This window comes from Mesorhizobium sp. B283B1A (assembly GCF_020165735.1).
GTDB lineage: Bacteria > Pseudomonadota > Alphaproteobacteria > Rhizobiales > Rhizobiaceae > Mesorhizobium > Mesorhizobium opportunistum.
Genome location: NZ_JAIUIQ010000013.1, coordinates 64,201 through 85,437, shown reverse-complemented (window position 1 = coordinate 85,437; position 21,237 = coordinate 64,201). Strand labels below are relative to the sequence as shown.

The 21,237-nt window shown below is 63.2% G+C and carries 26 protein-coding genes; 7 read left to right on the top strand and 19 right to left on the bottom strand.

The window, feature by feature from the left end; genetic code table 11:
- Positions 1 to 54: 54 nt before the first annotated feature.
- Both LB577_RS13685 and LB577_RS13680 read left to right on the top strand, forming a co-directional pair.
- Positions 55 to 537: a peroxiredoxin gene (locus LB577_RS13685; RefSeq protein WP_224687083.1), complete on the top strand. Its 483-nt coding sequence runs from the start codon at positions 55 to 57 to the stop codon at positions 535 to 537.
- Positions 538 to 635: 98 nt separating this feature from the next.
- Positions 636 to 1,112 carry a DUF2938 domain-containing protein gene (locus LB577_RS13680; protein ID WP_023764478.1) on the top strand — a complete coding sequence of 159 codons (477 nt, stop codon included), beginning with the start codon at positions 636 to 638 and terminating at the stop codon, positions 1,110 to 1,112.
- A 4-nt stretch (positions 1,113 to 1,116) separates the two neighbouring features.
- On the opposite strand, the gene LB577_RS13675 is transcribed toward LB577_RS13680, so the two are convergent.
- The 15 genes from LB577_RS13675 to coxB form a co-directional block, all read right to left on the bottom strand.
- On the bottom strand, positions 1,117 to 1,428 hold the full coding sequence (locus LB577_RS13675; RefSeq protein ID WP_224687082.1) for a type II toxin-antitoxin system RelE/ParE family toxin: 312 nt from the start codon (positions 1,426 to 1,428) through the stop codon (positions 1,117 to 1,119).
- Entirely contained in the window at positions 1,418 to 1,699 is a 282-nt protein-coding gene (locus tag LB577_RS13670; RefSeq protein WP_023778699.1) for a type II toxin-antitoxin system ParD family antitoxin, read from the bottom strand. Before LB577_RS13670 ends, LB577_RS13675 begins: the two co-directional genes overlap by 11 nt.
- A 123-nt stretch (positions 1,700 to 1,822) precedes the next feature.
- Entirely contained in the window at positions 1,823 to 2,395 is a 573-nt protein-coding gene (locus LB577_RS13665; RefSeq protein ID WP_224687081.1) for a histidine phosphatase family protein, read from the bottom strand.
- A gap of 38 nt (positions 2,396 to 2,433) precedes the next feature.
- The gene (rnhA, locus tag LB577_RS13660; RefSeq protein ID WP_224687080.1) at positions 2,434 to 2,964 is read right to left on the bottom strand and encodes a ribonuclease HI; all 531 of its coding nucleotides are present in this window, start codon (positions 2,962 to 2,964) and stop codon (positions 2,434 to 2,436) included.
- On the bottom strand, positions 2,961 to 3,923 hold the full coding sequence (locus tag LB577_RS13655; protein ID WP_224687079.1) for a homoserine kinase: 963 nt from the start codon (positions 3,921 to 3,923) through the stop codon (positions 2,961 to 2,963). Before LB577_RS13655 ends, rnhA begins: the two co-directional genes overlap by 4 nt.
- A gap of 5 nt (positions 3,924 to 3,928) precedes the next feature.
- Positions 3,929 to 4,939 (bottom strand): 4-hydroxy-3-methylbut-2-enyl diphosphate reductase, encoded by a 1,011-nt coding sequence (gene ispH, locus LB577_RS13650; RefSeq protein WP_023778696.1) that lies wholly within the window; start codon positions 4,937 to 4,939, stop codon positions 3,929 to 3,931.
- A 122-nt stretch (positions 4,940 to 5,061) separates the two neighbouring features.
- Positions 5,062 to 5,817 (bottom strand): SURF1 family protein, encoded by a 756-nt coding sequence (locus LB577_RS13645; RefSeq protein ID WP_224687078.1) that lies wholly within the window; start codon positions 5,815 to 5,817, stop codon positions 5,062 to 5,064.
- Complete coding sequence (locus LB577_RS13640; RefSeq protein ID WP_224687077.1) at positions 5,814 to 6,200, bottom strand: DUF983 domain-containing protein; 387 nt, start codon at positions 6,198 to 6,200, stop codon at positions 5,814 to 5,816. Before LB577_RS13640 ends, LB577_RS13645 begins: the two co-directional genes overlap by 4 nt.
- Positions 6,201 to 6,210: 10 nt before the next feature.
- Positions 6,211 to 6,705 carry a L,D-transpeptidase family protein gene (locus LB577_RS13635; protein WP_411969260.1) on the bottom strand — a complete coding sequence of 165 codons (495 nt, stop codon included), beginning with the start codon at positions 6,703 to 6,705 and terminating at the stop codon, positions 6,211 to 6,213.
- Positions 6,706 to 6,813: 108 nt separating this feature from the next.
- Complete coding sequence (locus tag LB577_RS13630; RefSeq protein ID WP_013896655.1) at positions 6,814 to 7,692, bottom strand: cytochrome c oxidase subunit 3; 879 nt, start codon at positions 7,690 to 7,692, stop codon at positions 6,814 to 6,816.
- A 1-nt stretch (position 7,693) separates the two neighbouring features.
- Positions 7,694 to 8,323 (bottom strand): cytochrome c oxidase assembly protein, encoded by a 630-nt coding sequence (locus tag LB577_RS13625; protein ID WP_224687076.1) that lies wholly within the window; start codon positions 8,321 to 8,323, stop codon positions 7,694 to 7,696.
- Positions 8,323 to 8,487 (bottom strand): hypothetical protein, encoded by a 165-nt coding sequence (locus LB577_RS13620; protein ID WP_013896657.1) that lies wholly within the window; start codon positions 8,485 to 8,487, stop codon positions 8,323 to 8,325. Before LB577_RS13620 ends, LB577_RS13625 begins: the two co-directional genes overlap by 1 nt.
- Positions 8,484 to 9,428 (bottom strand): heme o synthase, encoded by a 945-nt coding sequence (locus LB577_RS13615; RefSeq protein WP_224687075.1) that lies wholly within the window; start codon positions 9,426 to 9,428, stop codon positions 8,484 to 8,486. Before LB577_RS13615 ends, LB577_RS13620 begins: the two co-directional genes overlap by 4 nt.
- A gap of 76 nt (positions 9,429 to 9,504) precedes the next feature.
- Positions 9,505 to 11,157 (bottom strand): cytochrome c oxidase subunit I, encoded by a 1,653-nt coding sequence (gene ctaD, locus LB577_RS13610; protein ID WP_023764490.1) that lies wholly within the window; start codon positions 11,155 to 11,157, stop codon positions 9,505 to 9,507.
- A 38-nt stretch (positions 11,158 to 11,195) separates the two neighbouring features.
- Entirely contained in the window at positions 11,196 to 12,227 is a 1,032-nt protein-coding gene (gene coxB, locus LB577_RS13605) for a cytochrome c oxidase subunit II (RefSeq protein ID WP_224687074.1), read from the bottom strand.
- A 259-nt stretch (positions 12,228 to 12,486) separates the two neighbouring features.
- On the opposite strand from coxB, the gene LB577_RS13600 reads away from it, so the two are divergent.
- From LB577_RS13600 to LB577_RS13580, 5 genes are all read left to right on the top strand, one after another.
- Positions 12,487 to 13,047, top strand: a complete 561-nt coding sequence (locus LB577_RS13600; protein WP_224687073.1) for an invasion associated locus B family protein — start codon at positions 12,487 to 12,489, stop codon at positions 13,045 to 13,047.
- Between the two features lie 173 nt (positions 13,048 to 13,220).
- The gene (tldD, locus tag LB577_RS13595) at positions 13,221 to 14,633 is read left to right on the top strand and encodes a metalloprotease TldD (RefSeq protein WP_023764493.1); all 1,413 of its coding nucleotides are present in this window, start codon (positions 13,221 to 13,223) and stop codon (positions 14,631 to 14,633) included.
- Positions 14,634 to 14,728: 95 nt separating this feature from the next.
- Positions 14,729 to 15,004: an AbrB/MazE/SpoVT family DNA-binding domain-containing protein gene (locus LB577_RS13590; RefSeq protein WP_224687072.1), complete on the top strand. Its 276-nt coding sequence runs from the start codon at positions 14,729 to 14,731 to the stop codon at positions 15,002 to 15,004.
- Positions 14,991 to 15,380, top strand: coding sequence for a type II toxin-antitoxin system VapC family toxin (locus LB577_RS13585; protein WP_224687071.1), 390 nt, complete (start codon positions 14,991 to 14,993; stop codon positions 15,378 to 15,380). Before LB577_RS13590 ends, LB577_RS13585 begins: the two co-directional genes overlap by 14 nt.
- A 107-nt stretch (positions 15,381 to 15,487) precedes the next feature.
- Complete coding sequence (locus LB577_RS13580; protein ID WP_224687070.1) at positions 15,488 to 16,168, top strand: transglutaminase-like cysteine peptidase; 681 nt, start codon at positions 15,488 to 15,490, stop codon at positions 16,166 to 16,168.
- A 70-nt stretch (positions 16,169 to 16,238) separates the two neighbouring features.
- Here LB577_RS13580 and LB577_RS13575 read toward each other — a convergent pair whose 3' ends face one another.
- The 4 genes from LB577_RS13575 to LB577_RS13565 all read right to left on the bottom strand — a co-directional run bounded on the left by LB577_RS13575 (position 16,239) and on the right by LB577_RS13565 (position 21,103).
- Entirely contained in the window at positions 16,239 to 18,479 is a 2,241-nt protein-coding gene (locus LB577_RS13575; protein ID WP_411969259.1) for a caspase family protein, read from the bottom strand.
- Positions 18,386 to 18,937 (bottom strand): caspase domain-containing protein, encoded by a 552-nt coding sequence (locus LB577_RS33460; RefSeq protein ID WP_411969258.1) that lies wholly within the window; start codon positions 18,935 to 18,937, stop codon positions 18,386 to 18,388. The genes LB577_RS13575 and LB577_RS33460 overlap by 94 nt, the downstream gene beginning before the upstream one ends.
- A 169-nt stretch (positions 18,938 to 19,106) precedes the next feature.
- On the bottom strand, positions 19,107 to 20,342 hold the full coding sequence (locus tag LB577_RS13570) for a class I SAM-dependent RNA methyltransferase (protein WP_224687069.1): 1,236 nt from the start codon (positions 20,340 to 20,342) through the stop codon (positions 19,107 to 19,109).
- Positions 20,339 to 21,103: a TlyA family RNA methyltransferase gene (locus LB577_RS13565; RefSeq protein ID WP_224687068.1), complete on the bottom strand. Its 765-nt coding sequence runs from the start codon at positions 21,101 to 21,103 to the stop codon at positions 20,339 to 20,341. The genes LB577_RS13570 and LB577_RS13565 overlap by 4 nt, the downstream gene beginning before the upstream one ends.
- Between the last annotated feature and the right edge of the window lie 134 nt (positions 21,104 to 21,237).

Genomic DNA, 21,237 nt, shown 5'->3' with positions numbered 1-21,237 from the left:
CGCCGAGTTCGCTACGCAGGCACGCATCCTTCCCATTCCCCAAGCGAGGAACTCATGACCATTTCCGTTGGCGACAAGCTGCCTGAAGCGACCTTCAAGACCATGACCGCCGATGGCTCCAAGACGATCACGTCAGCCGAGATTTTCTCCGGCAAGAAGGTCGTGCTGTTCGGCGTTCCCGGCGCCTTCACGCCGACCTGCAGCAACAACCACCTGCCCGGCTACATCGAGAACCACGACGCCATCCTGGCGCGCGGCGTCGACACCATCGCCGTCGTCTCGGTCAACGATGTCCACGTCATGGGCGCCTGGGCGCGCTTCACCGGCGGCGAGGGCAAGATCCTGTTCCTTGCCGACGGCAATGGCGATTTCGCCAAGGCGGTCGGCCTCGATAACGACCTTTCCGCGGGCGGCATGGGCCTGCGCTCGAAGCGGTTTTCGATGATCGTCGACGACGGCAAGGTCACCGCGGTCAACGTCGAGACCAAGCCCGGCGTCGACGAGTCCGGTGCGGCTCATATTCTCGGACAGCTCTGAGCTCAACGACGGCGTCGGGCGGGCGAGGCCACAGCGGCCGCTCTCGCCCGACGATCGAGGTTGTAGTCCAGAAGTGACAATTTGGGGGGATTCCAAAGATGTTTGACGTCTTCTGGCGCGCGGTCGCGATCGGCATCGGCGCCACGGTGCTGATGGATATCTGGGCCTTCTTCCTCCACTACGCATTCGGCCAGCCGCGGCCGAATTGGGGGCCCGTCGGCCGCTGGGTCTGGCACTTGCGCGACAAGGTCTTCCACGACGATATCGGCGTGGCCGCGCCCTACGCGAATGAGGTGGCGCTGGGCTGGGCGTTTCATTATTTCGTCGGCATCGTCTACGGCATCATCCTGGTCGTGGTGGCAGGAGCCGCCTGGCTTGCGGCGCCGACTTTCCTGCCGGCTTTCATCCTGGGCATCGTCACTGTCGGCGCCGGCTGGTTCCTGCTGGCGCCTGGGATGGGTGCCGGATGGGCGGCGTCGAAGCGGCCCAATCCGATGCAGATCCGGGCACTCAACCTGGTCTCGCACACCGTGTTCGCGATTGGGCTTTGGGGCACTGCGCTGCTGATCCGTTAGAGAACTAGAACAGACGGTTCAGATCCCGCCGCCCATCCACCACACAAACGATTTCAACCCACTCAACAGGGCCATCGTCGGTGTCCGGTACCGTTTCGTAGAGCAGTACAAACGGCGCCTCCACCAGCATTCGTGCGGAAGGCCTGATATCCGGTCGCCTGACACCCATGCGTGGCTGGTCTGCCAGCTGTAAGGCCCGCGCTTCCAACTGATCGAAGTAGCGATCGGCCGCCCGTATGTTTTCGCTGCCTATCATCACGTAGATGTCGATGAGATCCGCCTTGGCTGTGGGTGACCAGACAAGCCTAACGGCCATTCGGCGAGGCTTCCGTCAGCTTTTGCCGAGCTTCCTTTCGCAACGCGTCGAAATCCACAGGCTCCGGTCTCCCGCTTGCCTTGCCTTCATCCCAGAGCTGCCTCAGCCGGCGGATATCGTCATGCCGCAGTTCGCGCTTGGCCAGCCAATCCCGCATCGCTTCGCGCACAATCTCGCTTGCGGTGGCATACTCGCCCGCTTCCACCGCCTCTCGCATCATCGCGGCCTGTTGCGGGGTCACGGCCACGCTCATTTTTTCGACGTTTGCCATTTAGCTTCCTATTGCTCGATGGTAGGAAATATTACTCCCATCCACGCCCTTGAGCAACTCCAACGCCACCAAGAGGGCTTGTCGACCATATGCTTACGCCGGCTGAACGGGTGCTGGTCAAGACTATCTGTCGATCGGCCGCCATCCGTGGATGATTTGGCGCGCGCCGATATCGTAAGCGAAATAGTTGCCACCGCCCGGTGGCTGATCCGCTTCGCGGCTGATCGCCCGCCCGGTGAGAGACAGCAGCAGGAGCGTGCCGACGCCGCCATGGCCGACGACGGCAATATCGCCGGCCTGCCTGGTGGCCAGCACGGTGTCGACCTCGCTCACGATACGGTTCTGGGCATCGATGGCCCGCTCCCATCCGCGAATGCTGCTGTATGGGTTGGCGAAGAACTGGTCCGCGACGGCTTCGAACTCCGGCGGCGGCAGAAAGCCTGTCGCCGACCGGTCGTTCTCATGCATCCGCTGCCTCACCTCGACTGAAAGGCGCAGATGCCTTGCCATGATCTCGGCGGTTTCCACCGCCTTGCGCTCAGCCGACGAGACGATACGCCGGATCGGCCCGACCCATGGCTGATCGAGCATGGCAATGGCTCGCACCCGCCCGATGTCGGACAGGCCCCATTCCGGCACCGGAACACTGGCATCGACCTGAACCTGGGGATGCGTGACGTAGACCAGGGTCGACATGGCAAAGGCTCCTGCGCGCGAGCGGATCGCCTCGAAGCTCAGTAACTCTGGGTGGAGCGCCGCGCCTTGGTTGCCGCCGGCTGCTTTGCCTGTGCTGCGGGCTTCGGCTGCGCTGCAGGTTTGAACGGGCCTTTCTTGAACGGCGCCATGCCTTGCCGCGCCAATTCGTCGGCGCGTTCGTTCTCGACATGGCCGTCATGGCCCTTGACCCAGTTCCAGGTGACCTTGTGACGCCGGTTGGCCTCGTCCAGCGCCTGCCAGAGTTCACCATTCTTGACCGGCTTCTTGTCGGCGGTCTTCCAGCCGTTCTTCTTCCAGCCGTGGATCCACTTGGAAATGCCGTCCATGACATATTTGCTGTCGGTGTGAAGCTCGACCGTGCAGGGTTCCTTCAGCGCATTCAGCGCCGAGATGGCCGCCAGCAACTCCATGCGGTTGTTGGTCGTCTCCGCCTCGCCGCCGGAAAGCTCCTTGGTGGCGCCGTTGAAGCGCAGGATCGCGCCCCAGCCGCCGGGACCAGGATTGCCCGAACAGGCGCCGTCGGTGAAGATTTCAACGTTCTTGCTCATGCCAGCCCATATTCCGAAGCCGATTTGATCGCCCGATGGAACCGCATCCGTCTGATGTATTCGGTCGGGTCGCGTTTCATGACCAGACCGCCATCGGGAACGGTGAGCCAGTCGTAGAGCCGGGTCAACATGAAACGCAGCGCAGAACCGCGCGCCAGCATCGGCAGTGCCGTCTTTTCCCCGTCGCTCAGGGGGCGCACGCTCTGATAGCCCTCGAGCAGTGCCTTGCCCTTGGTGAGGTTGAAGGAAAAGTCCTTCTCGAAGCACCAGGCGTTGAGGCAGGTGGCAACGTCGTAGGCGTAGAGGTCGTCGCAAGCGAAATAGAAGTCGATCAGGCCCGAGAGTTTCTCGCCGAGGAAGAAGACATTGTCCGGGAACAGATCGGCGTGGATGATGCCTTGGGGGAGGTCCTTCGGCCAGTTGCGCTCGAAATCGGCGAAGTCGGCGTCGACCTCGGCCGCTAGGCCCGGCTCGACCTCGTCGGCGCGGGCGCGGGACGCGTCCCACAGCTTGCGCCAACCGTCGATGGCGAGCGCGTTGGGGCGGGTCATCGAAAAATCGGCACCGGCCAAATGGAGGGCCGCCAGCGCCCTGCCGACCTCGGCGCAATGCGCTGCCGCCGGACGCCGCAGCGAAAGCCCTTCGAGGAAGGTGATGATGACCGCCGGCCGACCGGCCAGCGTACCGATGACGCTGCCGTCATGCGCGGTCACCGGCAGCGGGCAGGACACGCCCTTGTTGGCGAGATGCCTCATCAGGCCGAGGAAAAACGGCAGATCCGCCTTCTCGACGCGCTTTTCGTAAAGCGTCAGGATGTAGGAGCCGCTGGAGGTGTGCAGCAGGAAGTTCGAATTCTCGGTGCCTTCCGCGATGCCCTTGTAGGACAGGAGATCGCCGACCGGGTAGCGCTTCAGGAAAGCGCCGAGTTCGCCTTCCGCAACATCGGTATAGACAGCCATGGATCTTACGCAGCCCCGTTGACGAAGGCCATGTCGGCCGGCGTCAGTTCGACATCGCGCAATACCCGCATGACCGGGAAATCCTCCGTTTCGGTGGCCGTGATGGCCAGGTCGATGGTCACATCGAAGCGCTGGCGGAACGCGTCGATGATTTCGTCGACGATGATCTCCGGTGCCGACGCCCCCGCGGACAGGCCAAGCGTCGAGATGTTGCCGATGTCATTCCACGGAATCTCGGCGGCGCGCTGCACGAGAAGCGACATCGTGGCGCCGGCTCGCTCCGCCACTTCGACAAGGCGGCGCGAATTGGAGGAATTGGGGGCGCCGACGATCAAATAGAGGTCAGCACCCGGCGCGGTATCCTTGACGGCTTCCTGGCGGTTGGTGGTGGCATAGCAGATCGATTCCGCCGCCGGCGCCTGCAGGTCGGGAAAGCGCTCCTGCAGCGCCCGGATGATACCGGCGGTGTCCTCGACCGACAGCGTGGTCTGGGTGACGAAGCCGAGCGCATGCGGATCGGCGGGCGCAAGGCTGGCCGCATCGGCCTCGGTCTCGACCAGCGTCACGGCACCTTCCGGCAATTGCCCCATCGTGCCGATCACCTCGGGATGCCCGGCATGGCCGATCAAGAGGACATGGCGGCCGAGTCGCTGATGGCGCATCGCCTGCTTGTGGACCTTGGAGACCAGCGGGCATGTGGCGTCGAGATAGAACAGGTTGCGCGCCTGGGCATCCGCCGGCACCGACTTCGGCACGCCATGCGCGGAGAAGACGACCGGCGACTGCCGGTGTTCGGCCGGAATCTCGGAAAGCTCTTCGATAAAGACGGCGCCAAGGCTTTGCAGTCCCTCGACGACATAACGGTTGTGCACGATCTCGTGGCGGACATAGACCGGCGCGCCATATTTCTTCAGCGCCAGCACGACGATCTGGATGGCACGGTCGACGCCGGCGCAAAAGCCGCGCGGCTGGCATAGCCGGATCGTCAGCGGAGGCTTGGTGGTTGTCTGAAGCATTGAATCCTGGCCGGTTCGTCAGCGCCGAAATGAGGTGCCTACCCCCGCCCTGTCAAGGGTAATGGTAGCAAGGGGGGTAATGGTAGAAAGGGGGGTAATGGTAGAAAGGGGTTCGGTCACCTTCAATCCTCTTTCGCGCGACGGCGAAGCCGCAGGACGAGCACGGCGGCCAGTGCCGCGGCAAGCCCATACCAGGTGACAGCATATTGCAGATGGCTGTTCGGGAGGTCGATGATGGTGACGCCTCCGACCGGCAGACCGCCCGGATTCGGCGTCTTGTCGGCATCGATGAAGATCGGCACCAGGGTGTACCCCGCGGGCAGGCCGGCGCTCGCCGCCATCACGTCGCGATCCTTCCAGTAGAAGATGTTCTTCGCCACATCGTTGTCGGGAAGCATCATCGACGGCTTTGCCGGCAGCGGATTGCGGGCAAGCCCGGTGACCGTGACCTTGCCAGTCACCTGTCCCTTGGCGCGCTTGGCGGCATCCTTGAGGTCATAGGGGACGAAGCCGCGATTGACCAGGACAAAGCGGCCATCATCCAGCGCCAGCGGCGTGTAGACGTTGAAGCCGGCCTCGCCTTCCCAGGTTGCATAGAAATGCCGCTCGCCCGAGTGCAGGAAGGTCCCACTGACGGTGACCGGCGTGTAGTCGACATCCCCGGTCGAGGCGAATTCCTTTTCCACCTCGGCCAGCGGCAGTGGCGCCGCGTGGGTGCGCTGGTCGATGGTCTGCAGAAGGCCTTCCTTCCAGTGCAGGCGCTGGACCTGCCAGGTGCCGAGCGCCAGCAGGATCAACAGCAGCACAAGGCCAAGGCCGAGCAGCAATACCGATCGTGGCCGCGAGCGGCCGCTGCCCTTGACGGAGGCCTCGCTCATTCGCCCCGATCCAGCCGGCCCTCGGCCGCCTTGTTGGCGTATTGCAGCGTCAGCAGCACGCCCTTGATCAGGCGCAGCGCGGTCAGGCACAACACCAGGGCCATCGGAATCCAGACCAGCAGGTGCAGCCAGAGCGGCGGGCTCAGCGTCACTTCGACCCAGAGCGCCAGGCCGACAATGATGAAGCCGATGATCAGGATGACGAAGACCGCCGGCCCGTCGCCGGCATCGGCGAAGGAATAATCGAGGCCGCAATTGACGCAGCGTTTCCCGACGGTGAGGAAGCCGGAAAACAGCCGCCCCTCGCCGCAGCGCGGGCAGCGGCCATGCAGGCCGGCCGAAATCGGCTCGATGGGAGGCCAGATCGCCTTGTCTTCAGTCATGGATGGCCCGTCACTCATGCTTATTGCCCGATCTCGATGGGTGTCCCATCGGCCACCATTGCCCAGATTTCGTCCATGTCCGAACGGCAATGCAACCGTCGGTCCAGTCGACCAATTGAAGCAGCCAGCCCCACCAGCCGAAACCGTTTGGCTGGCCGTGGATCATGATCATGCCACCGGCGTCGACATTGCGCGCCTTCGCCGCCGCCAGATCGTCGGCATCGGGATAGGAGACGTGGATCGACTTGTAGGCGATGCTGTTCGGGTTGCGCCAGTCGAGGATATAGCGCCCCTCGGGCGTGCGCTGATCGCCCTCCTGGTGCTTGTGGCCGACCGGATCGCCGCCGAGCGCGATGCCGTAGTTGCGCACCACCTTGCCGTCGCCGATCAGTTCAAGGCGCCGTTCCGCCTTGTGGACACGCACCAGATCGACCTTCTCGGCGGCAAAGGCCGGGAATGCCAGGAGGATGAATGCGCAAATCGCCCGGGAAACCGTCCGCCGCATCGGCAATCGATCGGCGATCATTGCGCCGAAAAGAAGAAGGCGCCGAAAAGAAGAAGGCGACCGCGTCGCCGCGGCCGCCTTCCCGAAATCGAAATGCTAAAGACTGGGTCAGTGGCCTTCGATGACCGCGCCGACCGATCCCCAGACATAGATCGAGGCGAACAGGAACAGCCAGACCACGTCGACGAAGTGCCAATACCAGGCGGCTGCCTCGAAGCCGAAATGCTGCTTGGGGGTGAAGTCGCCCTTCATCGCACGGATCAGGCAGACCAGCAGGAAGATGGTGCCGATGATGACATGGAAGCCATGGAAGCCGGTCGCCATGAAGAAGGTGGCGCCGTAGATGGAATCCTTGAAGCCGAACGGAGCGTGCATGTACTCGTAGGCCTGGACCATGGTGAAGAGCATGCCGAGGCCGACGGTCAGCACCAGGCCGTTGATCAGCCCCTTGCGATCGCCATGGATGAGCGAATGGTGCGCCCAGGTGACCGTGGTGCCCGACAGAAGCAGGATGACGGTGTTGTAGAGCGGCAGGTGGAAGGGATCGAGAACCTCCATGCCCTTCGGCGGCCAAACGCCACCGGTAAATGCGTGGCGCGCGTAGTTCTGTGCCTCGCCGGCAAAAAGGCTGGCGTCGAAATAAGCCCAGAACCAGGCAACGAAGAACATCACCTCCGAGGCGATGAACATGATCATGCCGTAGCGCAGGTGCAGCGACACGACCCGCGTGTGGTGGCCCTCATGCGCTTCCTTGATGGTGTCCGACCACCAGGCAAACATGGTGTAGAGGACGATCGCGATGCCGATGAAGAACAGCCACGGATTGGCGATGTTGAAGCCGAAGATCGGGAAGGAACCGCCCTTCAAATATTCCATGAGGCAAACACCGCCGAAAGCGGTGACGAGCGCCCCCACCGATCCCAGGAAGGGCCACGGGCTTGGATCGACGAGATGATAGTCGTGATGTTGTGCGTGCGCGTCTGCCATATCAACCCCCGAGATTTTCGGTATTTGAAATTGTCTTGCTACTGCCCTTTGCCGGCTCCGAGGAGGCGACCGGCTTGTTCTTCTCGACCGGGAACATCGTATAGGACAGCGTGATCGTCTTCATGTCCTTCAGTTCCGGTACGTTCACAATGTCGGGGTCCACATAGAAGACGACCGGCATGTCCAGCGTCTCGCCGGGCTTCAGCGTCGTATCGGTGAAGCAGAAACACTCGACCTTGTTGAAGTACGGGCCAGCCAGTTCCGGCTGCACGTTGAAGGTGGCGCGGCCGGTAACGGGGCGGTCGAACTTGTTGGTCGCCTGGTAATGCGCCTGCACCGTCTCGCCGATCTTCATCGTCATCGAGCGCTGGACCGGCTGGAACTCCCATGGCACGCCCGCGATGTTAGCGTCGAAGCGGACGGTAATTTCACGGTCGAGCACGCGGCCGGCATACTGTTTTTCGACCCGTTGCGTCGTGCCGCCATAGCCAGTCGCCTGGCAGAACATCTTGTAGAGCGGAACGGCGGCGTAGGCCATGCCGATCATGCCGGTGAAGAAGGCGAGGCAGACAGCCGCGACGATGCGGTTGCTGTTCCTGCCGGCCGGCTTCATGGATGTCCCGGCACTCATTACATGGTGCCCAAATTGTGGCCGAACTTGATGATCGTCGCGATATAGAAAATGACGACCAGCACCGCCAGCGCCAGGCCAATGGCGACGGAACGGCTGCGCCGCGCCTTCTTCTGGCGCTCGGTCAAGGTGACCGTCTCGAGCTTTTCCTCGATCATGGTCATGCCCCACCCATGGCAAGCGCGCGTTCGACCACGCTATCGGCCAGATAGGCGGCGAAGATGGCGAAGAGATAGAGAAGCGAATAGGCGAACAAAGCCTTGGCCGGCTTCATGGCGCGGTCGTCGTCGGCCATGCCGAGCACCTTCCACGCATACCAGACAAATCCAACCCCGAGCAGCACAGCGGCAACGCCATAGATCGGCGTGGTGTAGCCGAGCAGCCACGGCAACACACCGACCGGCGCCAGCACCAGCGCGTAGGCGAAGATCTGACGGCGGGTCGACGCGTGGCCGGCGACATTCGGCATCATCGGGATGCCGGCGCGTTCGTAGTCCTCGGACTTGAACAGCGCCAAAGCCCAGAAATGCGGCGGCGTCCACAGGAAGATGATCAGGAACAGGACGATGCTTTCGACGCTGACCGACCCGGTCACCGCGGCCCAGCCGATGACCGGCGGGATCGCACCGGCCGCGCCGCCGATGACGATGTTCTGCGGTGTCCGGCGCTTCAGCCACATCGTGTAGACGACGGCATAGAAGAAGATGGTGAAAGCCAGCAGCGTCGCCGCCAGCCAGTTGGCGAGCACGCCGAGCGTCATCACCGACAGCGCCGATAGCACCAGCCCGAAGGTCAGCGCCTCGTTAGGCTGGATGCGGCCGGACGGCACCGGACGGCTGGCCGTCCTGGTCATCACCGCATCGATGTCGGCGTCGTACCACATGTTGAGCGCGCCCGAGGCACCGGCGCCGATGGCAATAGCCAGGATGGCGATCACCGCCAGCAACGGGTTGATGGTCACAGGTGCCGCGACCAGGCCGACAAAGGCCGTGAACACCACCAGGGACATGACGCGCGGCTTCAGCAGGGCGAAGAAATCGCCCGCCGTCGCTTCCGACATGCGGAAGCCGGCTTCGTCAATGCTGGTTTCGTCGACTAGGGCCATGCGTACTCAAGTCCATTATTCCGTTGGCCAAAACCGCCGGCGGGCCGGCGGTTTCGTATTCGAGCGGGCAGCCGCCTTACTTGATCTTCGGCAGCTGTTCCCACTGGTGGAAAGGCGGCGGCGAAGGCAGCTGCCATTCCAGCGTCGTTGCACCCTCGCCCCACGGATTGGCGCCGGCGATCCGCTTCTTCTGGAAGGCTTCGAACACGCCGTAGAGGAAGATCACCACGCCCACGGCCGAGATATAGGACCCGATCGAAGACACATAGTTCCAGCCGGCAAACGCATCGGGATAGTCGATGGTGCGGCGCGGCATGCCGGCGAGGCCGAGGAAGTGCTGCGGGAAGAAGATCAGGTTGACGCCGACGAACGTGACCCAGAAGTGGGTGTTGGCGATCACCGGCGAGTACATGTAGCCGGTCATCTTCGGGAACCAGTAGTACCAGCCGGCGAAGATGGCGAACACCGCGCCCAACGACAGGACGTAGTGGAAGTGGGCGATCACGAAATAGGTGTCATGCAGCGAGCGGTCGAGGCCGGCATTGGCCAGTTGGACGCCGGTGACGCCACCGATGGTGAACAGGAAGATGAAGCCCAGCGCCCACAGCATCGGAGTCTTGAACGAGATCGAACCGCCCCACATCGTGGCGATCCAGGAGAAGATCTTCACGCCGGTCGGCACCGCGATGACCATGGTGGCGAAGACGAAATAGCGCTGCGTGTCGAGCGACAGACCGGTCGTGTACATATGGTGCGCCCAGACGATGAAGCCGACGGCGCCGATCGCCACCATGGCGTAAGCCATGCCGAGATAGCCGAACACCGGCTTCTTCGAGAAGGTCGAGACGATATGGCTGATGATGCCGAAGCCCGGCAGGATCAGAATGTAGACTTCCGGGTGACCGAAGAACCAGAACAGGTGCTGGAACAGCAGCGGATCGCCGCCGCTGTCCGGCGCGAAGAAGGCCGTGCCGAAATTGCGGTCGGTGAGCAGCATGGTGATGCCGCCGGCCAGGACCGGCAGGGACAACAGCAGCAGGAATGCGGTGACAAGCACCGACCACGCGAACAGCGGCATCTTGTGCAACGTCATGCCAGGAGCGCGCATGTTGAAGATGGTGGTGATGAAGTTGATCGCACCGAGGATCGACGAGGCACCGGCGATGTGGATCGACAGGATCGCCAGATCCATGGCCGGCCCCGGCTGGCCCGAGGTCGACAGCGGCGGATAAAGTGTCCAGCCGCCGCCGACGCCATAGGCACCCGGTGCGCTCGGCACGAACATCGAGGTGAGCAGCAGGATGAAGGCCGGCGGCAGCAGCCAGAAGGAGATGTTGTTCATGCGCGGGAACGCCATGTCGGGAGCGCCGATCATGATCGGCACCATCCAGTTGGCGAAACCGCCGATGAGGGCGGGCATGACCATGAAGAAGATCATGATCAGCGCGTGCGCGGTGGCAAAGGCATTGTACATGCTCTTGCCGCCGTCGACCGCGGCGTCACCGTTCATGCCGTAGACCATCTGCGCCAGACCGCTGAATATCTGGATGCCAGGCTCCTGCAGCTCCATGCGGATCGCAACCGACAGCGCGCCGCCGATGATGCCGGCCATGATCGCGAAGATCAGGTAAAGCGTACCGATATCCTTGTGGTTGGTCGAATAAACCCAGCGCACCCAGCCGTGATAAGGCTTGTGGTCGTGCCCGTCGTGAGCTGCAGCGTCTGCCATGTTCGGCTCCGTTCCCTAAATCTTGCTAACCCGCGGCATCAATTGCCGGCGGCCGCTACCTTGTTCTGGCCGTCGACCTCTGCCATCAGCGTCTTGTTGGCGCCGGGCAGATCGGTCTTGGCTGCCGCCAGCCAGGTCTTGAACTGCGCATCCGAGACGACACGAATGGCGATCGGCATGAAGGCATGGTCCTTGCCGCAAAGCTGCGAGCACTGGCCATAATAAAGGCCTTCCTTCTCCGCCTTGAACCAGGTCTCGTTGGTGCGTCCCGGAATGGCGTCGATCTTGATGCCGAACGACGGCATGGCGAAGGAGTGGATCACGTCGGTCGCGGTGACAAGCACGCGGGTCATCGTGTTGACCGGCACCACCAGTTCGTTGTCGACGGCGAGCAGACGCGGATAGACCTTGCGATCCTCCTTGCCCGCCTTGGCGCGATCGCCATCCTGGAGGATGGCCGAATTGAAGGAGAGCGTGTTGTCGGTCTGGTACTCGTAATCCCAGTTCCACTGGTTGCCGGTGGCCTTGACGGTCAGCTTGGCGTCTTCCGGCGGGGTGTACTGCGCGGTCAGGAGCTGGAACGAGGGAATGGCGAGGCAAAGCAGAACCACGACGGGGCCGACGGTCCAGACCACCTCGATCAGCGTGTTGTGGCTGGTCTTGGAGGGAACCGGGTTCACACTCGCGCGGAATTTCACGATGCAATAGGCGAGGAGGAGCAGCACCAGAATGGTGATCGGGGCGATGAACCACATCGTGTAGTTTCCGAACCATTCGATCTGCCGCATCATGTCGGTCGCCGGCGCCTGGAAGGTCGTCTCCCATTCCACCGGCTGATCGGCGTGGGCGGATGTGCCGGCAAAAATCGTGGCAGCGGCAAAAGCACTCAAAAACCTGGCACTCAGAAACCTGGCACTTGCTGGAAACCTGGCGCTAGCTAGGAAATTTCTCATCGCCCTCTTCGTCTCCCAGTTCCTCGCGGCGGTGCCAACGAGAATAACGAACAATGCCGGGACGGGAATCCCGACAGTCTCAAGCTGGTTCAAACCATACTCTTTTTCCCTCCGCAAGAAAGGAGCGGCCGAAACCGTGCGGCATTTTTGCGCGCAGGCTGGCATGGCTCTTCCGGGGCAGCGGCCGCGACGACGAAACGCGTATGTTCGGCAGGCCACCCGCTTCATGTCGGCAGGACGAGGGGAGCGTCGTAATTCAGGCGAAATTGGCAGGGAAAAGCGCTGCATCGCCTGTTTCGGGACAGTTCGCGTGCGGTCTCGTCCTTTACTTGGCATTGGCGCGGCTTAAAGTGCCGTGATTCGCAATGGAGCCGTCATGAACTATTGGCTTTCAAGACTGGGGCATACGAGACAGGGGCTTTCGAGCACATTGGTCAAGGCCATGCTTGTCGCCGCCCTGTCGGCGGCCGGTCTGTTCGTCACCGGTCAGGCCAACGCCGCCCAACCGAGCGGCACGGTGCGCTCGACGCATGGCGCCTGGTCGATCATCTGCGACACGCCGGCCGGCGCCACCTCGGAACAATGCGTGATGATGCAAAACGTCGTCGCCGAGGACCGTCCGGAAATGGGCCTGTCGGTCGTCGTGCTGCGCACCGCTGACAACAAGGCCGAGATCCTGCGCGTGCTGGCGCCGCTTGGCGTGCTTTTGCCGAACGGGCTCGGCCTTAACGTCGACGGCAAGGACATCGGTCGCGCCTATTTCGTGCGCTGTTTCCAGGACGGATGCTATGCCGAGGTCATCCTCGAAAAGCCGCTGCTCGATACGCTGAAGACCGGCACATCGGCGACGTTCATCGTCTTCCAGACACCTGAGGAAGGCATCGGCATCCCGGTAGACCTCAAGGGTTTCGCCGACGGTTTTGCCGCGCTGCCCTGATCCCGGCCGTTGCACAGAACCGCGAGTATGACGCGGTTTTCATGACCGGAAAGCGGCGCCCGCATCGAGCGGACGCTGTCATTCGGCGATGTGGATCTCCATTGCCGATTGTCTCGGCGCGGCTTCACGCCTACATCGGGGAAAGCAGCAATCTTCCCACGAATGGACGCGCCATGAACAGCCTGATCGGCCAATTCGACATTTCAGACGATCGCATCAAGCAGATCGTCGCCGAGACCATCAACGGCGCCGATGACGGCGAACTGTTCCTCGAATACAGCGAGAGCGAAGCGCTGATGTTCGACAATGGCCGGCTCAAAACCGCCAATTTCAACACCGACCAGGGCTTTGGCCTGCGCGCGGTCGCGGGTGAAGCCAGCGGCTATGCCCATTCGAGCGACTTGTCCGAGGCCTCGCTGCTGCGTGCGGCGGATGCCGTCTCGACCGTCAAGGGCGGCTATTCCGGCACGCTTGCCGCCGCACCCGCCCGCACCAACCGCCATCTTTATGGCGAGGAGAACCCGATCCCCTCGCCTTCCTTCGAGGCCAAGGCAAAGCTGCTGCAGGAAATCGACGCCTGGCTGCGGGCCGAGGATCCGCGCGTGCGCCAGGTAACCGCCTCGCTCGCCGCCTCCTGGCAGCATGTCGAGATCGTGCGCGCCGACGGCCAGATGGTGCGCGACATCCGGCCGCTGGTCCGCATCAACGTCTCGGTCGTGGTCGGCGATGGCGACCGCCAGGAGAGCGGCTCCTATGGCATGGGCGGGCGCAAGGCGTTCGGCGAATTCCTGATCGAGGACAGCTGGAAACACGCCGCAAAAGAGGCGCTCAGGCAGGCGCTGGTCAACCTCGAGGCGATCCCCGCCCCGGCCGGCACCTTCGACATCGTGCTCTCCAGCGGCTGGCCGGGCGTCATGCTGCACGAAGCCGTCGGCCACGGCCTGGAAGGCGACTTCAACCGCAAGAAGACATCGGCCTTCGCCGGCCTGTTGGGCCAGCAGGTCGCCGCCAAGGGCGTCACCGTCGTCGATGACGGCACGATCCCCGAGCGGCGCGGCTCGCTCACCGTCGACGACGAAGGCACGCCTTCGGCCCGCAACGTGCTGATCGAGGACGGCAGACTGGTCGGCTACATGCAGGATCGCCAGAACGCCCGGCTGATGGGCATGAAGGCAACCGGCAACGGCCGGCGCGAAGGCTACGCGCACCAGCCGATGCCGCGCATGACCAACACCTACATGACCGCGGGCGACATGGAGCCCGACGAGATCATCGCCTCCGTCAAGAATGGCATCTACGCCGTCTCCTTCGGCGGCGGCCAGGTGGACATCACGTCTGGAAAATTCGTGTTCGGCTGCACCGAGGCCTACCTGATCGAGAACGGCAAGGTAACGCAGCCGATCAAGGGGGCGATGCTGATCGGCAACGGGCCCGACGCCATGCACCGCGTCTCGATGGTGGGCAACGACATGAAGCTCGACAATGGCATCGGCATGTGCGGCAAGGCCGGACAAGGCGTGCCGGTCGGCGTCGGCCAACCACATCTCAGGATGAACCAGATGACGGTCGGCGGCACCCGGGTTTGAGGGCGGGCGCCGTTTCACGATCCCGATCGGCTTTCAGGGCTTGAATTCGGTTCGGCCGCGACGTATCTTACCTTCGTCTTACGAGGTAAGCCACAATGGCCGCTTCCGAAAAACTCACAACGACTGTCTCGACCAAGGGACAAGTCATCCTGCCCAGTGCAATCCGGAAGCGGAGGGATTGGGGTGCCGGAACGCGCCTGCAGGTCGAGGACACACCGGAGGGCGTCCTTTTGAAGCCTGCGCCGGCTTTTGCCGAGACGCGCCCGGAAGACGTGTTTGGTTGCCTGCCCCCCAGCGGCAAACCGAAGACGCTGGAAGAAATGGACGAGGGCGTGCTTGCCGAGGCGCGGCGACGCCATGCTCGCGATTGATACCAATGTCATCGTTCGCTACCTGACGAGCGACCATCCGCAGCAATCGCCGCGCGCCCGGGAGCTGATCGACAGTCAGTCTGTCTTTGCCACCATCACGGTGATCCTGGAAGTCGAATGGGTGCTGCGCGGTGCCTATGGTTACGGACAGGCCGAAGTAGCGCGGGCTCTGCGGGCGTTCGGCGGGCTCCCAACTGTCGAGATGGAGGATGCCACCACCGTCTCATCCGCCCTCGATCTGGCCGAGACGGGGATGGATTTCGCGGATGCACTGCATCTCGGCAAGTCCGCGCATTGCTCGGGATTTGCCACCTTCGACCGCAAACTCGTCAAGTCTGCTCGGGCTGCAAGGCATGGCGGCGTGCAAGAGGTCTAGCGGGCTCCGAACACGATCGTGTTAGCAAATTATTAATTGTTCAATTGCCTTGGCCGGCGTTTCCGCATTAACTCGTCGCCAGTCTTCTCGTTGCGGTGGTGTTTGCAGTGCTGCGTTCCCCTGGCGTCCTGACCTCTTCCTTCCTTCTGGGCCTTGTTTCGTTGATCGGTGCGACATCGCTATCTGTCGACCCCTCCGCGGCGCAGTCGACATTGTTCAAGCGGCCGTCGGTTCCGGCCACGAACGCGCAGCCGATCGCGATCGACCTGCGCTCCGCCGCCGTTGGAGGACGCACCAGCGTTCCCTATGGCTGGGTCGATTTCTGCCGTCGCAGGCCGAATGAGTGCAAGGTGCCCGCCCTGCCGGCCACGAGCGTCAAGCTGACCGCGCAGAACCTGCGGACCCTTAAGCGGATAAACCAAAAGGCGAACCGCGCCATCAAGCCGGTCAGCAACTACGAACACTGGGGCACGATGATGGACCACTGGGATTATCCGGTGGACGGCAAGGGCGACTGCAAGATCTACGCGCTCTACAAGCGCAAGCTTCTCATGGAAGCGGGATTTCCCCGGCAGGCGCTGCTGATGACGGTGGTTCGCGACCTGCACAATGAAGGCCACACTATCCTGACGGTGAAGACCGACAGGGGCGATCTCGTCCTGGACAACCTGGCCGATGAAATCCGGCCCTGGAACGCGACCGGCTATTATTTCCTGAAACGCCAGTCGCAGCAGAACCCGAACATCTGGATGTCGATCAACCAGCGCGGCGGCACTCCGAAAACCTGACGTGTCCAGGCTCTCAGACCGAGCAGCCGAACTATGCGCGCTTTCTGGACATGCTTCCGCTGCGACCAGCCTACTGGTTGCAGGACGGCTGGCCCTCTTGCCCGCAAGATGGCTTCTTCTTGGACTCCTGCGGCTGCGGCAAGCGCCGTTCCTGCATCTGAGGTCTCGGCTGCTCTCGGAATTCCGGCTTCGGTTCCTGTCTTTGCGGCCGCAGCACCTGCTCGTTCGGCCTTTCCTGGCTGAACCGGCGCTGCGCGTTCTCGTCCGGCCTGTTGACCTTGAAGTTGTGCTGGACGTCGACCTCGCCACCGGCGGACCCTTCTTCGTTCTGCAGCCTGCGGAACTTCCTGCCCCTGTCGCTCCTGTTGGCCAAACCTTGATCGCCGGGTTCGACGATGGACTGGCCGGGAGACAGATCCCTGCGCATCAGCTTCCTCGGCCTGCCGTTGTTCCGCTCGGAGAACACGTCCGGATTGTTGTTCCTGAACCGCTCCTCAACGCGCGGCCGGTTCTCGGCCGGCATACCGTTGACGGTCGGCAGCTTGCGGAATTTCCTGCCCTTTTTGGCTGCGGTCGAGCCCTGATCACCCGATTCGAAAACAGAGCGGCCGGCGGACAGGTCCTTGCGCCTCAGCTTCTTCGGCCTGCCGCTGCTCTCATCGGTGAAGGCGTTCGGATTGTTCTTCCGGAACTTCTCCCGCGCGCTCGGCTGGTTCTCGTCCGGCATGCCATTGACGGTCGGCAGCTTGCGGAGCTTGCGATTCTTGCCCTGTGCATTGCCGGCTCTGGTCTGCTCATTGCCTTGGCCGTTAGCGGCGGGGCCGGCGTTTCCGGTGGCCTGTTGGTTGTTGCCACCCGCCGCGCCCCGCTCGCTCAAACGCTTCCTTGACTTGTCACCAGGCAGGTTCTGGTCGCCAGGCAGGTTCTGGTCGCTAGGTAAGTTCCGACCTTTGAGCGCCGGCTTGCCGTTGACGAGCGGCAGCCTCTTGCCGTTCGCTCCAGGCAGGGCATGGTCGCGCGAAAGCTTGCCCGTCGCGGACCGGGTCTCCGACTGCGTTGCAGTGCCGGACTGCTGGCCCTCGATGACGCGCTGTTTCTCGCCGCCCTGTTTCTGGCCGCCCTGTTTCTGGCCGCCCTGTTTCCGGTCGCCCTGTTGCTGATTGGTGATCTGACGGGGCATGGCCGCCTTCTTCTGCAGCGGCGGCGGCAGCGCGACCCTGGCCGCCAGCGCATCCGCGCGGGCACCAACGGCGCCTCCGGTCGTCTGCCGGCCCGTGGTGCGGCCACCCTGAACACCGGCACTTGGCTGCGCGGCCTGATCGGTCTCGTTTTTGATCGTTGTGTTGATGTTGTTGATGACGGTCGTGTTGTGGATGTTGTTGAATATAATGTCGTTCGGCGGCGGCACGATGTGGCGCGGCGGGTTGAAGAACACGGGTATCCGCACGAATACGGGAGTCGGCAGGACGAAGACATCGACCGGCGGCGGCGGCGGCTCGAGCACGACGAAATCCGGCGGCGGCGGCGGCAGGAAGATCACCGTGATCGGCGGTGGCGGCGCGAAATCGAAATCGTCGAAAAAGACTACTGGACGGTCGACATAGACAATTTCCTCGGGCGGCGGTGGCGCCACGTCGTAGACGATGACGGTGAAGCTCTCCGGTGGCTCCAGCTCGGCGTCGAAATGCTCCAGCCGGCGGCGCGCGTCCCAGGCATGCGGGCCGCGCGAGTAGCGCTCCAGATAGGACCAGTAGGCTTCAGGCGTGTCCGTCATCCAGGTCTCGCGCCAGGTGATCGCCTCACGCCGGGCCGCAATGATGGCGCGTACGCGCTTGGCCATCGGATCGTGCGGATAGGCATCGAGGAAATCGTCGTAACCGCGCATCGTGTCGCGCTCGAGGGCGGCAACATAGGCGTCACGCGGGTCGAAATCGCGGATCGGCCTGGTTCGCGCCGCCCGGGTCTCCGCGGCCGAAACCTTGGGCGGAGGAGCATCCGCGCTGCGTTCGAAGAAAACGAAAGGCGCCGTGATCTTCGAAGCGCTCCATGGCAGTTCCCCGCCTTGCGTAACCTCGCTGACGCGCAGGCGCGTGCGGTCGAACACGTCCGGTAGCGACAGGCCGCCTTCGCGCATCATCTCGGCAAGCGCCTTGGCGTAGGCTCCGTAGGGCGCTTTGCCCTCCGGCGCGACGGTTCCCGGAGCGGCGTTGAAGGCGATCAGCATGTTCGGATCGGGATCGGCCAAGGCAAGGCCACCGGCCAGCGGCTCCTTCCACTTCGGGAAGGGATTTGGCCGCGCCGCATCGAGCACGACGATATTGACTTGGTCGGCAACCCGGAGAGCGGCCTGGTGATATCGGAAATCCGCATCGCCTGGAGCGGGATATCGTTTGGATTGGCGATCTGAGCATCGACCGGCAGGAAGTAGTTCTCGCCCTCGAACTGCACGCCATGGCCTGAGAGATAGACGAAAACGACGGCGTCGGGACCGGCGTCGGACACCTTGCCCATGAAATCGCGGATCGCGCCGCGCAACGAGTCCTGATCCACGTCACGCGCGCCGACCACGTCGAACCCAGCGGCCTGCAATGTCTGCGCGATCAGGCCGGCGTCATTGGCGGCCGTCGCGAGCTCTCCGGTCTTGTAGGCGCCATTGCCGATGACGAAGGCCAGACGCTTTTCACCTTGCGCCAGCGCCCCGGTCGCAGCAGTGACCGCGAAAAAGATGAGAACGACGACGAGACCAACGAATTTATGAAGCGTCCGCATTGCAATCCGCAATCCGCCATCCGTCGTCCCTTCAGCCTGACAACGCCGGAGGGGCCGCAATGTTTCCCGAACCGGGCAAAAATAAAGAGACGCAACGCGGCGGCTTTGAGGCGCAATTTCGTCGAAAGAGCATAGGCTTCACAAATTTCCGCGAGCCAGCGGCATCGGACTACCGGCGTCGCCTCGGTTTCTCCAGCAAGGCGACGGCCTCGACATGAGGCGACCACAGGAACTGGTCGATCGGCGTCACGCTTTTCAAGGCGTAGCCCCCGTCGATCAGGATGCGCAGGTCGCGCGCCAGCGTCACCGGGTTGCAGGACACCGCGGCAACGTACGGGACATCCGAGCGGGCGATCTGCTTCGACTGGTCCTCGGCGCCCGCGCGCGGCGGGTCGAAGACGAGGCCGTCGAAAGCGTTTAACTCCTTGAATGTCAGCGGCCGCCGGAACAGGTCGCGACGCTCGCCCGTCACCCGCTTCAGACCGGTCGCGAAACGCGATCCGCGGTCGAGCGCAGAAAGGGCCGCCGCATCGCCTTCCACGGCATGGACTTCCGACTTCGCGGCCAGCCTGAGCGCAAAGCTGCCGCAGCCGGCGAAAAGATCGGCGACCTTCTTGGCACGCTTCAGATGGGCGCCGACAATATCGGCCATGGTCTGCTCGGCTGCCTCGGTAGCCTGCAGGAAGGCGCCGGGCGGCACGGCAACCGCGACGCTGCCGAACATGACCACGGGCTTCCGCGGTTCGATGATGATCTCGTCATCGATGGACAGCCTGGCAAAGCCCTGCGCCATGACGAAATTGGAGGCGATGCGGCGCTGGTTCTCGCCGAGCTTGCCGGATTCATGCGCGGCGATGTCAAGGCCGGAACCGGTCACGGTCACCGCCATCCGGAACGATTTCGTGGTGGCGCAGATCAAGTCCGCGAGCGCCCTAAGCCGGTCGAGCGCGGCGACGATCTCGGGCAGCGAGATCGGACATTCGGATATGGAAATGATTTCCGGCGACAGATGGCGACTGAAGCCGAGCAGCATGCCTGTCTCGGTGCGCCGGGCGGCAAGCACCACACGGCGGCGCGTGTGCGGCGCGCAGGCAACCAGGTCGCCGATGTCGCAATCGATGCCCTTCAGGGCGTGGACCACCTTGTCACGTTTCCATTGGCGATAGGCTTCGGCCTGGAAATGCTGGAGGGCGCAGCCGCCGCATTCGGTGAAATGGCGGCAGGCGGGATCGATGCGCAGCGGCGAGACCTCCAGCACCGCCATCAGCATGGCGCGATCCCTTTCGCGCGCGGCGGTGACGGTTTCACCGGGCAGCGTGAAGGGAATGAACAGATCGCCGCTTTCGGTTTCGGCGATGCCGTCGCCCTGGGCGCCAAGCTTTTTGATGGTGAAGCGCGCGCTCATCGATCCTTGACCCCGCCGAGCAGGAATTCGCGATTGCCGTCGCCACCTTCGATCGGCGACAGATGCAGGCCGAGCGAACGCCAGCCGGGGACGGCGTCGAGCCAGTCCTGCAGCAGGCCGGCGACACGGGCGGCGTCGAAGGGATCTTTCAACAGACCGCCCTTGCCGATCGCCTCGCGACCCGCCTCGAATTGCGGCTTGACCAGAAAGATCGCCTTGGCACCGGGTTTCGCCATGGCAAGTGCCGGCGGCAGTGCCAGTTTCAGCGAGATGAAGCTGACATCGGAGACGATGAAATCCGGAACGCGGCCAGCAAGATCGACAATGGTGAGATCGCGGGCATTCAGTCCCTCGACGAGGGTGACGCGCGAATCCCCGGCAATATCGGGATGCGTCTGGCCGTGACCGACATCGATCGCCGTAACATGGGATGCGCCGCGTTCGAGCAGCACCTGGGTGAAGCCGCCGGTCGAGGCGCCGACGTCCAGCGCCTCGCTTCCAGCGGGGTCGAGGCCGAAATGGTCAAGCCCGCCGAGCAACTTCAGCGCCGCGCGCGACACATAGCCTTGCGCCGGATCATCGATGGTCACAAGACATTGCAGCGAAACGTTCTGACCGGGCTTGCGCGCGATAACACCGTCGACCGTTACCGTGCCGCGCTCGACCGCATCGCGGGCCCGCGAACGGCTCGCAAACAGCCCGCGCTGGACGAGCAGGTCGTCGAGCCGCTGGCGGGTGCTGGCTGGCAGAGGCGAATTCATTGGCCTTCATGGCGAAAGCCGGCAGCGAAGGCAAGGACATTGGGCGAGACAGGGAAGTGCGGCGAACGCATCGCGCCGCGTCGCGGCTTGCATGCATCGCATCCGGTCCGGCAAAATGGTGGTCGAGGAGAGCT

What these genes read in the sequence shown, in the direction of transcription:
- LB577_RS13590 (WP_224687072.1), top strand. Translation starts at nt 14,729, where the DNA reads ATGGCCGCTTCCGAAAAACTCACAACGACTGTCTCGACCAAGGGACAA.
- LB577_RS13640 (WP_224687077.1), bottom strand. Translation starts at nt 6,200, where the DNA reads ATGACTGAAGACAAGGCGATCTGGCCTCCCATCGAGCCGATTTCGGCC.
- LB577_RS13565 (WP_224687068.1), bottom strand. Translation starts at nt 21,103, where the DNA reads ATGAATTCGCCTCTGCCAGCCAGCACCCGCCAGCGGCTCGACGACCTG.
- LB577_RS13655 (WP_224687079.1), bottom strand. Translation starts at nt 3,923, where the DNA reads ATGGCTGTCTATACCGATGTTGCGGAAGGCGAACTCGGCGCTTTCCTG.
- tldD (WP_023764493.1), top strand. Translation starts at nt 13,221, where the DNA reads ATGAACAGCCTGATCGGCCAATTCGACATTTCAGACGATCGCATCAAG.
- LB577_RS13635 (WP_411969260.1), bottom strand. Translation starts at nt 6,705, where the DNA reads ATGCGGCGGACGGTTTCCCGGGCGATTTGCGCATTCATCCTCCTGGCA.
- LB577_RS13680 (WP_023764478.1), top strand. Translation starts at nt 636, where the DNA reads ATGTTTGACGTCTTCTGGCGCGCGGTCGCGATCGGCATCGGCGCCACG.
- LB577_RS13615 (WP_224687075.1), bottom strand. Translation starts at nt 9,428, where the DNA reads ATGGCCCTAGTCGACGAAACCAGCATTGACGAAGCCGGCTTCCGCATG.
- LB577_RS13625 (WP_224687076.1), bottom strand. Translation starts at nt 8,323, where the DNA reads ATGAGTGCCGGGACATCCATGAAGCCGGCCGGCAGGAACAGCAACCGC.
- LB577_RS13645 (WP_224687078.1), bottom strand. Translation starts at nt 5,817, where the DNA reads ATGAGCGAGGCCTCCGTCAAGGGCAGCGGCCGCTCGCGGCCACGATCG.
- LB577_RS13600 (WP_224687073.1), top strand. Translation starts at nt 12,487, where the DNA reads ATGAACTATTGGCTTTCAAGACTGGGGCATACGAGACAGGGGCTTTCG.
- LB577_RS13620 (WP_013896657.1), bottom strand. Translation starts at nt 8,487, where the DNA reads ATGACCATGATCGAGGAAAAGCTCGAGACGGTCACCTTGACCGAGCGC.
- LB577_RS13675 (WP_224687082.1), bottom strand. Translation starts at nt 1,428, where the DNA reads ATGGCCGTTAGGCTTGTCTGGTCACCCACAGCCAAGGCGGATCTCATC.
- LB577_RS13685 (WP_224687083.1), top strand. Translation starts at nt 55, where the DNA reads ATGACCATTTCCGTTGGCGACAAGCTGCCTGAAGCGACCTTCAAGACC.
- LB577_RS13585 (WP_224687071.1), top strand. Translation starts at nt 14,991, where the DNA reads ATGCTCGCGATTGATACCAATGTCATCGTTCGCTACCTGACGAGCGAC.
- ispH (WP_023778696.1), bottom strand. Translation starts at nt 4,939, where the DNA reads ATGCTTCAGACAACCACCAAGCCTCCGCTGACGATCCGGCTATGCCAG.
- LB577_RS13670 (WP_023778699.1), bottom strand. Translation starts at nt 1,699, where the DNA reads ATGGCAAACGTCGAAAAAATGAGCGTGGCCGTGACCCCGCAACAGGCC.
- rnhA (WP_224687080.1), bottom strand. Translation starts at nt 2,964, where the DNA reads ATGAGCAAGAACGTTGAAATCTTCACCGACGGCGCCTGTTCGGGCAAT.
- LB577_RS13570 (WP_224687069.1), bottom strand. Translation starts at nt 20,342, where the DNA reads ATGAGCGCGCGCTTCACCATCAAAAAGCTTGGCGCCCAGGGCGACGGC.
- ctaD (WP_023764490.1), bottom strand. Translation starts at nt 11,157, where the DNA reads ATGGCAGACGCTGCAGCTCACGACGGGCACGACCACAAGCCTTATCAC.
- LB577_RS13665 (WP_224687081.1), bottom strand. Translation starts at nt 2,395, where the DNA reads ATGTCGACCCTGGTCTACGTCACGCATCCCCAGGTTCAGGTCGATGCC.
- LB577_RS13630 (WP_013896655.1), bottom strand. Translation starts at nt 7,692, where the DNA reads ATGGCAGACGCGCACGCACAACATCACGACTATCATCTCGTCGATCCA.
- LB577_RS33460 (WP_411969258.1), bottom strand. Translation starts at nt 18,937, where the DNA reads ATGCGGACGCTTCATAAATTCGTTGGTCTCGTCGTCGTTCTCATCTTT.